14 protein-coding genes are annotated in these 14,078 nt (G+C 63.4%); 9 read left to right on the forward strand and 5 right to left on the reverse strand.

The window, feature by feature from the left end; all coding sequences use genetic code 11:
- Window positions 1–3 precede the first annotated feature (3 nt).
- Window positions 4–624: a TetR/AcrR family transcriptional regulator gene (locus ADBZ9O_RS30380; RefSeq protein WP_526527204.1), complete on the forward strand. Its 621-nt coding sequence runs from the start codon at window positions 4–6 to the stop codon at window positions 622–624.
- On the opposite strand, the gene wrbA is transcribed toward ADBZ9O_RS30380, so the two are convergent.
- From wrbA to ADBZ9O_RS30395, 3 genes are read right to left on the reverse strand one after another with little or no spacing between them, the layout of a single operon-like run.
- The gene (gene wrbA / locus ADBZ9O_RS30385; protein ID WP_526527206.1) at window positions 578–1,195 is read right to left on the reverse strand and encodes an NAD(P)H:quinone oxidoreductase; all 618 of its coding nucleotides are present in this window, start codon (window positions 1,193–1,195) and stop codon (window positions 578–580) included. The two genes, ADBZ9O_RS30380 and wrbA, sit on opposite strands and share 47 nt — an antisense overlap.
- A complete protein-coding gene (locus ADBZ9O_RS30390; protein ID WP_526527208.1) occupies window positions 1,192–1,995 on the reverse strand; it encodes a hypothetical protein in 804 nt (267 codons plus the stop codon). Before ADBZ9O_RS30390 ends, wrbA begins: the two co-directional genes overlap by 4 nt.
- A 24-nt stretch (window positions 1,996–2,019) precedes the next feature.
- Complete coding sequence (locus tag ADBZ9O_RS30395; RefSeq protein WP_526527209.1) at window positions 2,020–2,664, reverse strand: LysM peptidoglycan-binding domain-containing protein; 645 nt, start codon at window positions 2,662–2,664, stop codon at window positions 2,020–2,022.
- 92 nt (window positions 2,665–2,756) lie between these two features.
- Here ADBZ9O_RS30395 and ADBZ9O_RS30400 point away from each other — a divergent pair, with 92 nt between their 5' ends.
- Window positions 2,757–3,215, forward strand: coding sequence for a nuclear transport factor 2 family protein (locus ADBZ9O_RS30400; RefSeq protein ID WP_526527211.1), 459 nt, complete (start codon window positions 2,757–2,759; stop codon window positions 3,213–3,215).
- Here ADBZ9O_RS30400 and ADBZ9O_RS30405 read toward each other — a convergent pair whose 3' ends face one another.
- Entirely contained in the window at window positions 3,216–3,881 is a 666-nt protein-coding gene (locus ADBZ9O_RS30405; protein WP_526527213.1) for a L,D-transpeptidase family protein, read from the reverse strand.
- Between the two features lie 122 nt (window positions 3,882–4,003).
- Here ADBZ9O_RS30405 and ADBZ9O_RS30410 point away from each other — a divergent pair, with 122 nt between their 5' ends.
- From ADBZ9O_RS30410 to ADBZ9O_RS30430, 5 genes are all read left to right on the forward strand, one after another.
- Entirely contained in the window at window positions 4,004–4,480 is a 477-nt protein-coding gene (locus ADBZ9O_RS30410; RefSeq protein ID WP_526527214.1) for a hypothetical protein, read from the forward strand.
- A 329-nt stretch (window positions 4,481–4,809) separates the two neighbouring features.
- Window positions 4,810–5,256: a hypothetical protein gene (locus ADBZ9O_RS30415; protein WP_526527216.1), complete on the forward strand. Its 447-nt coding sequence runs from the start codon at window positions 4,810–4,812 to the stop codon at window positions 5,254–5,256.
- 926 nt (window positions 5,257–6,182) lie between these two features.
- Window positions 6,183–7,556: a DUF5631 domain-containing protein gene (locus tag ADBZ9O_RS30420; protein WP_526527218.1), complete on the forward strand. Its 1,374-nt coding sequence runs from the start codon at window positions 6,183–6,185 to the stop codon at window positions 7,554–7,556.
- A complete protein-coding gene (locus ADBZ9O_RS30425; protein WP_526527220.1) occupies window positions 7,553–8,518 on the forward strand; it encodes a hypothetical protein in 966 nt (321 codons plus the stop codon). Before ADBZ9O_RS30420 ends, ADBZ9O_RS30425 begins: the two co-directional genes overlap by 4 nt.
- A 24-nt stretch (window positions 8,519–8,542) precedes the next feature.
- The gene (locus tag ADBZ9O_RS30430) at window positions 8,543–10,033 is read left to right on the forward strand and encodes a bifunctional phosphatase PAP2/diacylglycerol kinase family protein (protein ID WP_526527222.1); all 1,491 of its coding nucleotides are present in this window, start codon (window positions 8,543–8,545) and stop codon (window positions 10,031–10,033) included.
- Here ADBZ9O_RS30430 and ADBZ9O_RS30435 read toward each other — a convergent pair.
- Window positions 9,987–10,661 (reverse strand): phosphatase PAP2 family protein, encoded by a 675-nt coding sequence (locus tag ADBZ9O_RS30435; protein ID WP_526527224.1) that lies wholly within the window; start codon window positions 10,659–10,661, stop codon window positions 9,987–9,989. The genes ADBZ9O_RS30430 and ADBZ9O_RS30435 overlap by 47 nt on opposite strands.
- 80 nt (window positions 10,662–10,741) lie before the next feature.
- On the opposite strand from ADBZ9O_RS30435, the gene ADBZ9O_RS30440 reads away from it, so the two are divergent.
- Together ADBZ9O_RS30440 and ADBZ9O_RS30445 are read left to right on the forward strand one after the other, a co-directional pair.
- Window positions 10,742–12,301: a hypothetical protein gene (locus ADBZ9O_RS30440; protein WP_526527226.1), complete on the forward strand. Its 1,560-nt coding sequence runs from the start codon at window positions 10,742–10,744 to the stop codon at window positions 12,299–12,301.
- Window positions 12,302–12,411: 110 nt separating this feature from the next.
- A complete protein-coding gene (locus tag ADBZ9O_RS30445; RefSeq protein WP_526527228.1) occupies window positions 12,412–14,070 on the forward strand; it encodes a purine-cytosine permease family protein in 1,659 nt (552 codons plus the stop codon).
- The last annotated feature ends 8 nt before the right edge of the window (window positions 14,071–14,078 follow it).

The raw sequence follows: 14,078 nt of genomic DNA on the forward strand, positions 1-14,078 counted from the left end.
ACAATGACAACCGGCATTCCCACCCGCAACACCGACGCTCCCCGTAAGCGCGGTGATGACACGCGCGCCAGGATCATCGGTGAGACGGTGACCTGCATCGTCGAGGAGGGCTTCGCCGCGGCGACGGCCAAGCATGTCGCCGAACGTGCCGGTGTCACCTGGGGTGTGATTCAGTACCACTTCGGCGACCGCAACGGCCTGCTGATGGCGGTCGTGGATGACGGCGTGGCCAAGCTGGTGGAGAGTCTGTCGTCGGCGCACGTCAGCGATCTTCCCTTGGAGCAGCGCATCGAGACCGTCGTCGATATTGCCTGGAACTGCTACAGCAGCCCGACGTCGTTGGCCGCCTTCGAGATCCTGCGCGCCACCCGGGGCAGCCTGGGCGAATCATCGCTTCGGCACCTGCTGGAGATGAATGACGCCATCAGCGGGCTGGGTCGGCTGATCTCCGATGATCCGGCCGATCGTGATGTCGCCGAAGTCATTTGGGCGGCCCTACGCGGCATGGTGTTGGTCGAGATGATTATGCATGCGCCTATCGACTGGGAGCGTGAGCGCCGCACGCTGGTCGAGATGGCTAAGCAGTATCTGCAGCGGACCCGACCAGCCGGTCGGTCACGGTGACCACCCGTCGCGCCAAGTGATCGAGCGCCGCGGTGGTCGCGTCGCTTATCTCGGCCTTGTTCTCCGGGCCGGTCACATGGCTGACGCCGTAGGGATTCCCATCTGAGAATTTGAGGGCGTCGGTGTAGCCCGGCGGCACCAGAATGCCGCCGAAATGCATGAGCGAGATGTACAGCGCCAGCAGGGTGGTCTCCTGACCGCCATGCTCGGTCTGCGACGAGGTGAACCCCGCATAGACCTTGTCGGCCAGCTTTCCCTGCGCCCACAGCCCGCCGAGGGTGTCGATGAAGTTGCGGAATTGCGATGCGGGAGAGCCGAATCGGGTCGGTGAGCCGAAGATGACGGCATCCGCCCAGACGATATCGTCACCGGTGGCCGCAGGTTGGTCCTTGGTGGCCTCGTAATTGGCAGTCCACGCCGGGTTATGCGCGAACGACTCGGGGTCGCGGGTCTCGGCGATGTGCCGGACCCGCACCTCCGCGCCGGCCGCTTTGGCGGCCTCAGCGATGCGATGGGCCATCTTTGTGCCGTGCCCGGTGGCCGAGTAGTAGATGACAGCCAATTTGCTCATGCGCTGGACTCCTGATCGGACGGGACGAACTTTCGGACCAGCGCGCTACCCACGATTCCGGCGATGATCATGGCGATCCCCACGGCGTCGGGCAGCGCGTCGGTGACCCAGCCGAAGATACCCGCGATCAAGATAAACGCAGGTAGCCAGTCGAAGAGCTTGAATACCGATGGCGCGCGTTCGTCCTCACCCGCCTCGGGATCGTTGGCGGTGGCGTAGTCGGGGTAGAACTCGGTGAACGCGATCGCGAAGAACAGCGCAGCCAGTTGCAGCACCCAGCCGGTCCAGAAGTTGTTGGGATCCTTGAGCACCGCATCACCGATGAGGCCGACAGCGGCGGAAAAGGCGAACGCCGCGGCCCACACTGCCGAGATCACGTAGTTGATTCTGCGGAAAAGCGCGGTGTCCCAATACTCTTCGGGAGCTTGCTTCTTCGCATAGGCCAGGGTGAACGGTTTGCCGACGATGATCGTGGCGAGGACGAAAACGGCCAGGACGATATTCGTGAGCTCGCCGGCCCATAGTTCCAGGAAGGCGATCTGGTTTTCCGACGCCACCAGTCCCACCACCGCGAGGACGATGAAGAACACCACGCCGACGACGTCCAACGCGTAGACGCCGATCCCGCGGCGGCTACTGGCCCATAACGTCAGCAGCGAGAGGCCCAAGGCCGAACACACCGCGACCTCGAACCGCCCCGGTGACGACAGCACCGCGAACAGCACCCAGGGGGCGATGCCGGAGACCGGCGAATTGAGGTAGCCATCGATAAAGCTGCCGAAGCTTGCCGACTTGGACATGCGCCGACTTTATGGGTACCCGCGTCAAAATTCAGCGAGGTCCGGGAAGAACAGCAGCTGCCCGGTCGTGGGCGGTTCGCTGATGGTGAGCCCATTGGCGGCCGCGATGAGCCGATCCAGGGCTGGGTCGCCGTACCAGCACTGGCTCAGCTGCGACCACGTCTCCCCCGGCTCGACCGTGTGCCTGCGGTTCAGCCCGGGCCGGATCAGCATTTGTCCCACGTGGATATCCTGTTGTTCTGCAAGGTTATTCGCGTAGGCGATGATCAGCGCTGACTGCTCGTCGTTGTACCAGCGGATCGCGAAGTCCAGCAGGGTGTCACCGGGGTAGACGGTGTGGCGGCTGATGTGGACCAGGTCGGGCACCAGGATCACCTCGCCCGCCTTGACGACGTAGGGCGGCGCGATGTGGTTGGCCGCCGCCAGGACGGGAAACATCGCGCCATTGCCGTAGTGCAGCTGCGCGAGGTCGTAAAGGGTGTCATCGACCGCGACGGTATGCCGCAGGGTGATGTAGGGGATGACGAGTTCTTGACCGGCCGGCAGTGGCGCGTCTTCGGCAGTGCGGTTGGCTGCAGCCAGAGCCGCCGACAGTGTGCTGTTTCGATAGAACTGCCAGGCGAGTGAGCCAAAGGTGTCGCCGGCGACGACGCAATATTTCGTAGCCATCTGCCCACGGTGGGTAGTCGCGGGGCTCGGTGCACGCGTAGTGGACTACCTGTGTCACCGGAGCGAGTGTGACGTGTGTTGCAATGTTGTCCATGGGTGACCTGGAAGACATCAAAGTCGTGAAGTACCGCTACATGCGCGCGTTGGATACCAAGCACTGGGACGATTTCGCCGACACCATGACCGAGGACATCATCGGCAATTACGGGTCGTCGCTCGGCGAGACGCACAGCTTCACCGATCGGGCGTCGCTCGTGGAGTACATGCGCTCGTCACTGCCGGCGAACGTGATCACCGAGCACCGGGTGACGCATCCGGAGATCGCGATCGACGGCGACGAGGCGACCGCCACCTGGTATCTGCAAGACAAGGTGATCGTGCCCGAATTCGACTTCATGTTGATCGGTGCCGGTTTCTATCACGACAAATACCGGCGCACTCCCGACGGCTGGAAGCTCAGCCTGACCGGGTACGACCGCACCTATGACGCACAGTTGTCACTCAAGGCACTGGACTTCAAGCTGAATCCGGGTGCAGCGCTAGCGCTGTAGTTACTTCGACACCGCGATCACGGCGCCGGGCTGCAGCCACTTCATGATCGTGACCAGGGTGGCGTCGTCGATGGCGACGCATCCCGCGGTCGCTCCCCCGTCGGTGGTGTGGACAAAGAACGCGCCGCCCTTACCCGGCACGCGTTCCTTGTTCACGCCCATGACGATGGCGTGCTTGTAAGCAGAGATGTCGAGGTTCTCGGTGCCGCTGGACAGGTTGGTGTCGAACGGGCAGTCGGCCTTTTTGCAGACCTGCATGGTGTTGTAGGTCGGGCTCTTCATATCGCCGTCCCACCAATGGTCCGGCGTGACTTGGACGTACTGCAGGCCGCCGCCCGGATTGGGCGCGGTGCCGAAGGCGAAGTCCAGCGTGTAGAAACCCATCGGGGTCATCATCGAGCCGTCGTAATGGTCGGCCGACATGCCCTTCGCGCCGATCTTCGCGGGAATGCCCGCGCTGACGGGCTGCCAGCCGGTCGCCGTGCGCTGGTAAACGTCCATCTTGGCGTCCGAGCCGCCCGTGCCGACGACCGATAGGACCTGGGTGGCGTTGCCGACCTGGTTGGCGAACCACGGCGTGGTGTCTGCGGTGCCGATAGGCGCCGACGCCAAGGCCAGCAGCGCGACGCAGGCAGCAGCGCACAGCACACTCAGGAGTCGGCGCATCAGTCCATGCTTAGGGCTGGCCGCGCCAGGGTCAAGTCAAGGTTTAGACACGATTTGGCTGCTGTCTTGGTCTTCGATTTTCAGTGACTGGCGTTATCACCGCTGGTAGTTACGCTTCGGCCATGACCACTCCGCCGTATTACGGCCCCCCGCAACCGACTTGGGGACAGCCGCCTGTCGTCAAGCCCTCGCGGGTGCCCCTGATCGTCGCGTTCGTTGGGATTTTCATCGCCATCGCTCTTGGTGTCGTCGCCCTCTTCAGGCCCGCCGCCCAAGCCGCCGCTCCTGCCGAGACGGCACCGAAGTACAGCGAACAGCAGGTGGCGGAGGCGAAGAAGGCGGTGTGTGCCGCGCATGAATTAGTTGGCCGGGCGACCCAGACTGCAGGCGCCCAGACTAGTGATGACCCGACTGTGAAATTCTTGTTCGCGGTGAACGGCAGAGTTGGTGCAATTACTAGTGCAAATTATTTCTTAGCGACGCTTGATCAGTACCCGGCGACCGTTGAAGGATTAGCTAGTGCGGTACGTGCAACGGCTCTGGCGTATCAAGAGACGAATCTGCTTCACCCTCGCCAGCGCAACCAAAGAGGAAATTGATGTTGTGTACGCAAAACTCGATGCGGCAGATGCAGAGTTTGTAGACGCCTGCAAATGAGCGGGGTGGCGGTCAACTATCGCAGAGCACACGTCGCCGTCGGCGACTCACAGGACAACGCAGAGCTCGGCAGCAGTTAGCCGCACCCCCACCCGGGAGTGGGCCAGAGGTGAGTAGCGGTGGCGCGGATCGCCGCTAACATCGAGGGATGACCAATCCGCCGTACGGACCCGGGGGACAATGGCTACCGCCCGGATCGCCTGGGGGCCCACCGCCTGCTTGGCCAGCTGTTGCCACAAGGCAATCACGGGCACTGGTTGTCGTATCGCTGGTGGTCGCACTGATCGCGGTTGCCGTCGCCATCGGGTCGTGGTTCCGTCCAGTTCCGGAGACATCGACAACGGCTGATGCGGTTCCGCAGTTCACCGACCAACAAATCTCTGACGCGAAGAACGCTGTTTGCGGTGCCTACGATAAGACCAAAAGGGCAATCACGGGTGCTGCTACTCAGACCAGCCCTGACCCTACACTCACGTTACTAATCGCTGTGAACACACGTTTAGCGACGCAGTTTTCTTCGCGCTACGTAATGGACACTTTGAAGGCCAATCCCGCAACGCCAGGTAACCTTTCAGATGGAATCCGAAAAATATCAGCTGCTTGGGACGGCATGGTATTGGCGCAGCTGTCTGGTGCCGGTCGCGACGACCCCGAGCTCAAGCCCTTGTTTACAGAGATTGACTCGTCTGACGTGGAAATCGGTCAGGCCTGCAAATGAGCGGGGTTGCCGACTACCCCCCAGGTCAGTACACGCCAATTCTTATAGAACCTTATTGGCCACATGGAGCATCCAGCGAGGCGGCGGCCGCGTCCTCTCGGAATAGAGCGACAATTCAATCTGCGTATGAGAATTATCAGGCAGACCTTTCCAGCACTAGGCAGGGACCGCTAGCGCAGCAGCAAGGAGCGGCGGCGGATGCAGCTAGCGAAGCGTTCCTCCGAGGTGAAATGCAAGCGGCAAGCATAGCCGAGAAAAATCACGCAAAGAGCAGCGCTTTTTCCACTGTGGCAACAGCATTCGAACACTTGCGCTCAACCCTGCGACAGACTGCAGCTGTCGGCAATGAGGCCATTAATGACGCACTCAACTCGAAAGAACCCGCCACAAAGCTCGGCAAAATCGTTGCTGCCATCGAAACTGCACAACAGGATTCGAGTCGCGCGACGATCCAAAGCGTCGATCAAATAAAGGGCGCGATGCAAACCGTACTGACAGCCCAGGGGGACGGCAGATCGCCTGAAACTTGGGCGGCAGACAACGGCATCAACCTAACCCCGCCGCCACCACCCGGCCGCGAAGCTATTGAACAGCAGGTGAAGAGCTTGCTTGGTAAATCGCCGGCTCAGCAGCTGAGCAATTCGGGATCCGCGTTGCAAAATAGTGGATTCTCGGGTGATATTCAGAATCTGACTGTCGGCGACCCTCAACCGTCGTCACTTGGAACAACCGCAGGCGCGGTCCCAGCGTCCTTTAGCGCTCTGCCTGGGCAGGGCTTCGCAGACAACAGCTCGGCTACAAGCGCAGTGCCCCCGCCGCCGTCGGGCGGAGCGTTCGCGGCCTTACAAGGCAACGGCACGGGGCAGGTCACAGGCGGTTCAGTCCCCGGAACCAGCTCCGCTCCCCCCGCCGCGGCAATGGGCCCCATGCCCGGCGCAGCAGGAGCAAGCTCCGGATTTGGCAGTGCTGCCAGCGCAGGTGGAGGCAGCGCAGGCGGCGGCCTCAGCGGCCTGAGCTCAGCCGCGCACGGCGGAGGTGCAGGGTCCCTGCCGTCCGCGGCAGCATCCAACCTGACACCAGAAGGCCTCGCCCAGAGCTTCAACAACGGTATGCAGTCTGGCGGCCCGATGTCCTCTGGCGCAGAAGGACTTTCGCAGGGGATCACCCAGGCGGCACAAGGTCCCACCGCACCGGTTCACGATTTCGCCGCTCCTGCCAACGTCTCCCCTGCCACGGCTCCAACATCGGGCGGTCACTACAACTTCGACAGCGCGCAGCAGTACAGCCAGCCTGCCGCCCCGGCCTACACACCGACCGCGGACACCAGCTCACAGATGTATGCGGCCCCCGCGGCGCCGGTGGCCGGGCCGGCACCCGCCGGCGGTGCAATGCCCGCAGCCTCGGCAGGACCGCTGCCCACCTACGGATCCGACCTCCGACCGCCGACGTCCACAGCGGCACCGGCACCGATGGCACCCGCGGCAGGAAGTCCACTGTCGGCACCGGTGAATCCGGCCAGCGGCCAAGGAGCGCTCGCCCAACCAGCGGTGGTCAAACAGGTACCGGCCTCCTCACCCGCGCCAGTGACTGGCGCCGCGGGTCTGACCGAAAACGCCGTCGCGGCAACGGCAGCGGGTGCAGTCGCGGGTGCGGCCTCAGCGCGCACCTCAGCACAGAATCACCTGCAGAAGCTAGTCGATTTCGTTGCCCGCCAAGAACCCAAGCTGAGCTGGATCGTCGGCGATCGCGAGGACGGGACCACGGTCCTCGCCACCGACCTGGCCTCCGGGTGGATTCCACCCCACATCGAAATACCCTCCGGTGTAAAGCTTTTGGAACCAGCACGGCGCCGCGGCAGCCTGGAGCATCTGCTCGGCGAGACCACGGAAACAGCCACCTGGACGCCGGGCCACTACCTACCGCCGGAGAACGACGTCGACCCGATTCCGACGTCGTTCCGCTCGCGTCAAGTGCCGGATATCGACGAACTCAATTGGGAACTGAGCCAGGCCACCAACTGGCGTGACGGATTGCCCCGGCTTGCACACACTTTGGCGAAGGCGGGTGCGGCAGGCACCGGCGTCTTGGACTCCGAGGCTGAGATGCTCCATCAGCATCTCGACGCCATCGCGCATAAGGTCCTCGCGACGTACCCGGATGGTGTTGACGCCGCCGAAGTCGGCAACTGGCAGCTGCTGGCATCTATCGATGCGCTGCTCTCGAAGCAGCAGACGAACCTGAAATATCACTTCGCCTGGTTCCAGGTGTTGGGCATGGCCACGCAGGGGGGTTCTCGATGAGCGGAGACCAGTACAAGGACACGGGCCAATGGGGGAACATCGCCACAGGACCGCCGCCGCCACCGGCGATCACTCCGGATACGCCTATCACGGGAACTTCCCCCGCTGAAGTGGCGGGCGGGGCATTGGGTCTTTTGGCTGCGTCGGATGACCCCAAGGACCTAGCCGAGGCCGAGGCAGGCCACGCCAAGCGCTCAGCTGCGGCCGCCGATGCTGCATTGAAATCTCAAGAGCAGGAAGCCCAGGCCGACGCCCAGATGAAGGGCCTTGGCCAGGAATCGCAGATGGCACAACAGATTCCGCAGATGCTCAGCAGTGTTGGCGGGGCAGTCAGCGGCGCGCTCGGCGGCCTGATGCAACCACTGACCCAGATCCCACAGCAGCTCGCCCAGACCGGCCAGCAGTTACTCCAGCAGGGCATGGGCGCCATGAAGGACGCGGGCGGCGAACTAACGCCGGAAGAGCTTGCAGCGCAGGGACTTGGCGGCGGCCTGCCCGGTGAAGGTGACCCTGCAGCTGGCGAGGGCGGCGGCGGTTCCGGCGGCGGCAGTGGCGGGGGCGGTATCGGCTCCACGACGCCGACAGCAATGCTCGGCCCGCCAGCGACACCTTCGGCGACAACAACTCCCACCTCGGGCAGGGCGATGCCGCCGATGCCGGCCGCAACAGGCCCCGCTCAGACCACTCCCATGGGCGGCATGGGCGGGATGGGTGCGATGCCGCACGGCGGCATGGGTGGTGGCGGCGGAGAAAGCAAGGACGACAAGGCCGCCACCAAACGCGTCGCCGTCCCGTCGCTCAAGAACGGCGCACCCGTGCAGGGCCGGATCGCCACACCGCCCCCGTCCCCACCCACCGTCTCCAAGAAAGTGGACGGCAAGACGGTCTCGTCGAAGCGGATCGTCATCCCGAGCGACCGAGCTAACGACAAGAGCGAAGGCGACGACAACAAAGGTCGCTGATCGCCACCCCTTACTGTGGGTTAGATGAAACGTTGGCCGCGTCGACGCAATCAGGGATTCCGCCAGATCACACGCGGACTGGGCACCCTCGATCGCGAGGTGTTCGAAGCGATCGCGGAGTCCGAAACCCCTCTGCTCGACGGTGTGATGCCGTCACTCACCCGTGCGGCCGACCATTCGAAACTGTGGTTCGCAGTCGCCGCTGCACTTCTGGCGACGCGGCGGCCCGCCCTGCAACGCGGGGCCACCCGAGGAGTGTTGACACTCGCCGCCACCAGCCTGTTCACCAACCAAATGGCAAAGCGGATATGGAAACGCCCCCGGCCGTTGCGGACATCGGTGCCATTGGCCCGCCAGATCCGCCACTTCCCGTCCTCGAATTCGCTACCGTCCGGCCATTCCGCCAGCGCCGCCGCGTTCGCCGTCGGGGTCGGGCTGGAGAACGCGCCCGCGGGCTTCGCACTCGCCCTGGTGGCCGGGATGGTGGGGCTGTCCCGGGTGGCCACCGGTGCGCACTATCCAGGTGACGTCATCGCCGGCTTCGGAATCGGCGCGGGCGTCGCAGTCCTCGGCGGTCGCCTCATCCCGCCGATCGTCGAGGCCAGGCTCCCCGTCACCGAACCGTTGATCGTGGATACCCCGAAGCGACAAGACGGCAAGGGCGTCGTCGTGGTGATCAACCCTGCCTCTGGCAGTGGCACCGGCGCCCGCGTACTCGATGAGGTGCGAGAAGCGCTCCCCGCCGCCGAGGTCATCGAACTCGGTCCCGATGACGACCCCGAGGCAATCCTGCGCGACGCCGCCGGGCGAGCCGAGGTGCTGGCAGTCGGCGGTGGCGACGGCACTGTCTCGACAGCGGCGTCCATCGCCGCCGAGGCAAAGCTGCCGCTGGCGGTCTTCCCCGCGGGCACGTTCAACCACTTCGCCAAGGACATCGGCTGCGACACCGTCGCGAAAACCGTGACCGCGATCAGCGAAGGCACGGTGTCGTGCGTCGACCTGGTCTGCCTCAACGACGATTTCATCGTGATCAACACCGCCAGCATCGGCGCCTACCCGCTGTTCGTGCAGACCAGGGAAAAGCTGGAGAAACGGGTCGGCAAACCGCTGGCAGGCGTCTACGCCATGCTGCACACGCTGCGGCACGACAATCCAGTACGCATCCGCTACGACAACAAGACGCTGCAGACCTCGCTGTTCTTCGTCGGCAACTCGGTCTATCTGCCGCCCGGTTTCGCTCCCTCGCGACGGACCCGAATGGACGACGGCCTCATCGACGTCCGGTTCCTGGAAACCGGGCGCAAGTTCGCCAAAACCCGGATCCTGGGCGCGCTCGCCCTCGGCCGCCTGCCCCGAAGCCCGCTGTATCACGAGCTACAGGTGCCGGAGTTCGCGTTCGAATCGTTGGACGGTCCCATCCCCGTCGCCCACGACGGCGAGGTCGGTCACGAGTTCGAGTCCGTCAGCTTCACGACCCGCTATCGAGGGTTGCCGGTGTTCCGGCCGTTGCGCTGACCCCGAACCTTGTCAGCGGCAGTGGCCGCACCACCAGCAGGCACGCCAGGTACCAGAGGTACCCCAGCGCCCAGCCGGCCAGCACATCGCTGGGATGGTGCACGTTGAGCACCACCCGACCTACACCGATGGCCACGACGATCACCGCGCCAAGCACCGTCAGCGGTACCCGCCAGCGCGGCACCAGCAGCGGCAGCCCCACTGTCAGCAGCGCCAGCACAGCAGCAAGGACCCCGACCGCATGGCCCGACGGGAATGACGTACCGAAGGCATCCACCATCGCCGTCGGTGGCCGCGACCGGTTTGCGAGCAATTTCGCCACCTGTGTCACCAGCCCGGCAAGTTCGACGCTGAGCACCAGGAAAAGCGCCGCGCGCAGATAACGCCGGACCAGCAGCCAGATGATGAACCCGAGAGTGAGCAGTCGGAACGCGTTCGGCCCCAGCACCGTGCAAAACACATTCCAGCAGGTCACCCATGCCGGGTGTGCCGCGCCGATCGGATACAGGCCGTCCAGGAACCAGTTGTCGACCACCGCCAACCAGGCCCAGCCCTGCAGCCAACCGATCCACATCGCCGCATAAACCGACGCTGCAGTGGCCGCTGTCACAGCCGTCCGTTTGCTCACTCCTTACACGTAACCACAGAACTAGTTCTGCTTTGTTTGCTCGGACCCTCTACGATGCCTTTGTCTAGGAGAGGATGACGATGTCGTCAAATAAGTACATCGGCTATTTCAGCGGAGCTGCGGTTGCGGCTGGCGTGGGAGCTGCCATCGCGGTGGCCGGGCAGGGCACGGCCCATGCCGACGCCGACAGCACCAAGCCGGCATCGAGCGAGTCGAAGTCAACGGGAGCGGCCAAGTCCGCCAAGCCCGCGAAGAAGGACTCCCCCTCGGCGGGCCCGAAGCGCCCGGTGGCTAACGCCGCCGATGACGTCGCCGCCACGCCGACCACGCCGAAATTCGATCCGGCCGACGCCGTGGACGGTTTGAAGAAGCAGTTCGCTGGCGCCAAAACCACTGCCGTTGAGTCCGTCGACGTGGTGGTCCCGGAAAGTGCCGCGACGCCCAGCGAAGCCGCACCGACCACTGACACGGCCATTCCCGACCTGGCTACGAAGGCCTCTGAAGCCGCAGCCGTACTGGTGAAGCCCCTCGCGGCCGCGTCGTCCTCAGAATCCGCCCGGACCGCGGCACGAGCCGCAGCCGCCGACAGCAGCTGGTACGTCCCGAATACCGCTCCCGTGCCGTGGGATTGGAACCCGTTCCGCGCCGGTGACCCCATCCCTGTGGGCATGCCGGAAGTGATCTGGCAGCTCGAGCTGGGCACGGTCGGCCTGTTCGACCCCATCCCGTTCTTCCAGCCGCTGGTCCGCGAGACATTCGAGTTCGGCTACCGGGTATCCCAGATCATCCCCTGGGTGAACGTCGTCCTCCCGCTGACGAACATCCTCGGACAGATCCCGAACTTCACCAGTGGCGATCCGGTGCTGGCCAAAGACGCCGCCCAGAGCATCATCAACAACCTGCTGGTGACGACGCAGCCGGTGGCCATTCTGTTCTACGGCTACGACCAGATCGCCGACATCTTCAACCTCGAATACGAAGCCGAAGGTGTGAAGACCTGGTTCTACGCGACCACCTGGGACATCCTCGATTTCTTCGGGATTTTCCACAACAAGGGCGAATCGGGTCTGCCGCTGTCGCAAAATCCGGCGGGCAGCAGCAGTACCCCCGCGCCGGCCGCGCCGGAAGAAGCGGATGTCCAGTCGGCGTCGTACAGCAAGTCCGATGCAGCGTCACTCGCAGCCGTGGCCTCGTCGGTGGCCGCGACCACCGACGAACCGGGGTCGGATCCGCTCCGTGCGGATGACCCCTGGCCGACGGATATGCCTGCTGACATCCTGAACACCGAAAAGGCCATTGTCGGTTTCCTTCCGGCAGAGATCGCGCCCGTCGTCCGGGAGGCCTACGAGGCCATCTACCGGCTCAGCCAGGTCATCCCGTTCGTGAACGTGCCGATCCCGGTCACCGAGATCCTGCAGGCGCTCACTAGTGGAAATGGCACAGCCGTTCAGACCACCGTCAATCAGCTGCTGCTGACGACACAGCCGGTGTCGTTTCTCTACTACGGCTTTGACGAACTCGTCGACCTGCTGAACATCGAGGACCAGGGTTACGCCGCGAAACAGGCGATCTACAGCACCATCTGGGACCTGGTCGATCCGTCGGGCGCCGTACATGTGCTGGGGTCCTCCGGCATCTGAACCCCGTGACGCGCACGTCAATTCATCGCTTTATGACGGGAACACGTCCGTCATATCGCTGAAACACGGCGAATTTACTGTCCTCCCAGCGCGCTATGGGAAGGGCAGCCATGACGGAAATCAGCAAAGAGCCGGTGTCCGAGATCGAAGAAGCCGATCTGGACACGATGACCGCCACCAAGGAAACCTTGGAGGACTACACGCTGCGCTTTGCCCCGCGCAGCTACCGCAAGTGGTCGACGCGGGTGGTTGGAATCTCGGCTCTCGGCGGCATCGCGTATTTGGCTGATTTCGCCATCGGCGCGAATATCGGTATCGCCTATGGCACGACAAATGCGTTGTGGGGCATCCTGATCTTCGCCATTGTCGTGATGGTGACCGGCTTCCCGGTGGCTTACTATTCTGCCCGCTACAACATCGATCTCGATCTGGTCACCCGCGGCAGCGGGTTCGGCTACTACGGCTCGGTGGTCACCAACGTCATCTTCGCGACGTTCACCTTCATCTTCTTTGCCCTTGAGGGCTCGATCATGGCCCAGGGTCTGCAACTGGGACTAGGGATCCCGCTGTGGGTCGGCTATGCGGCATCGACGATCATCATCTTCCCGCTGGTCATTTACGGCATGAAAGTCCTTTCCACACTGCAGGTTTGGACGACACCGCTGTGGCTTGTGTTGATGGTCGCACCGTTCGGCTACCTGGTGGTCAGCCACCCCGAGTCAGTCGGGCAGTTCTTCGCCTATCAGGGTGAGAACGGCGTGCAGGGCTTCGATCTCGGTTCGACGCTGCTGGCCGCGGGCGTATGCCTGTCGCTGATCGCGCAAATTGCGGAGCAGAACGACTACCTGCGTTTCATGCCACCGAAGACTGCTGAAAACAAGCGCAGTTGGTGGACCTGGATGTTCCTGGCCGGACCTGGCTGGGTCATCTTCGGTGCCATCAAACAGATCGTCGGCCTGTTCCTCGCGGTGTACCTGATCGCCAATGTCGCAGACAGTGCGGGGATCGCCAATCAGCCGGTGCATCAGTTCCTGGAGATCTACCAGAACTTCCTGCCACCTTGGCTCGCAATGACATTGGCCGTCGTGCTCGTCGTCATCAGTCAGGTCAAGATCAACGTGACCAACGCCTACTCGGGCTCGCTGGCCTGGACCAACTCGTTCACCCGCGTCACCAAGACCTACCCCGGCCGGCTCGTGTTCCTGGGCTTCAACCTGTTGATCGCGTTGATCCTGATGGAAGCCAACATGTTCGACTTCCTCAACACCATCCTCGGCTTCTACGCCAACTGCGGTATGGCGTGGGTGGTGGTGGTCGCTTCCGACATCGTCTTCAACAAGTACCTATTGAAGCTGTCGCCGAAGCAGCCGGAGTTCCGTCGCGGCATGCTCTACAACTTCAACCCGGTCGGCTTCGGCTCCATGCTGATCGCGGCGGGCGTGTCCATCCTGGCGTTCTTCGGTCTGCTCGGCGCGGGCATCCGGCCGTACTCGCCCCTGGTTGCCATCGGACTGGCCCTGATCCTGCCTCCGATCATCGCGGTTGCCACGAAAGGCAAGTACTACCTTCGCCGTACCGATGACGGAATTGATCTCCCGCTACTAGACGAGCTGGGCAACCCGTCTGATGTGCATCTCAAATGCCATGTCTGCCACCATGATTACGAGCGGCCAGATATGTTGAAGGCTGCCAGCCACGATGGGCACATCTGCTCGCTGTGCCTGAGCACCGATAAGACCGGCGTGCACGTTCTCCCAGCACAGACCTAGGTCTGGCC

The sequence above is a fragment of the Mycobacterium sp. genome, from assembly GCF_965229105.1.
Taxonomy (GTDB): Bacteria; Actinomycetota; Actinomycetes; order Mycobacteriales; family Mycobacteriaceae; genus Mycobacterium.

Coding starts and splice junctions, on each gene's coding strand:
- ADBZ9O_RS30440 (WP_526527226.1), top strand. CDS start 10,742: ATGTCGTCAAATAAGTACATCGGCTATTTCAGCGGAGCTGCGGTTGCG.
- ADBZ9O_RS30395 (WP_526527209.1), bottom strand. CDS start 2,664: ATGGCTACGAAATATTGCGTCGTCGCCGGCGACACCTTTGGCTCACTC.
- wrbA (WP_526527206.1), bottom strand. CDS start 1,195: ATGAGCAAATTGGCTGTCATCTACTACTCGGCCACCGGGCACGGCACA.
- ADBZ9O_RS30405 (WP_526527213.1), bottom strand. CDS start 3,881: ATGCGCCGACTCCTGAGTGTGCTGTGCGCTGCTGCCTGCGTCGCGCTG.
- ADBZ9O_RS30430 (WP_526527222.1), top strand. CDS start 8,543: ATGAAACGTTGGCCGCGTCGACGCAATCAGGGATTCCGCCAGATCACA.
- ADBZ9O_RS30390 (WP_526527208.1), bottom strand. CDS start 1,995: ATGTCCAAGTCGGCAAGCTTCGGCAGCTTTATCGATGGCTACCTCAAT.
- ADBZ9O_RS30445 (WP_526527228.1), top strand. CDS start 12,412: ATGACGGAAATCAGCAAAGAGCCGGTGTCCGAGATCGAAGAAGCCGAT.
- ADBZ9O_RS30400 (WP_526527211.1), top strand. CDS start 2,757: ATGGGTGACCTGGAAGACATCAAAGTCGTGAAGTACCGCTACATGCGC.
- ADBZ9O_RS30380 (WP_526527204.1), top strand. CDS start 4: ATGACAACCGGCATTCCCACCCGCAACACCGACGCTCCCCGTAAGCGC.
- ADBZ9O_RS30410 (WP_526527214.1), top strand. CDS start 4,004: ATGACCACTCCGCCGTATTACGGCCCCCCGCAACCGACTTGGGGACAG.
- ADBZ9O_RS30425 (WP_526527220.1), top strand. CDS start 7,553: ATGAGCGGAGACCAGTACAAGGACACGGGCCAATGGGGGAACATCGCC.
- ADBZ9O_RS30420 (WP_526527218.1), top strand. CDS start 6,183: ATGCCCGGCGCAGCAGGAGCAAGCTCCGGATTTGGCAGTGCTGCCAGC.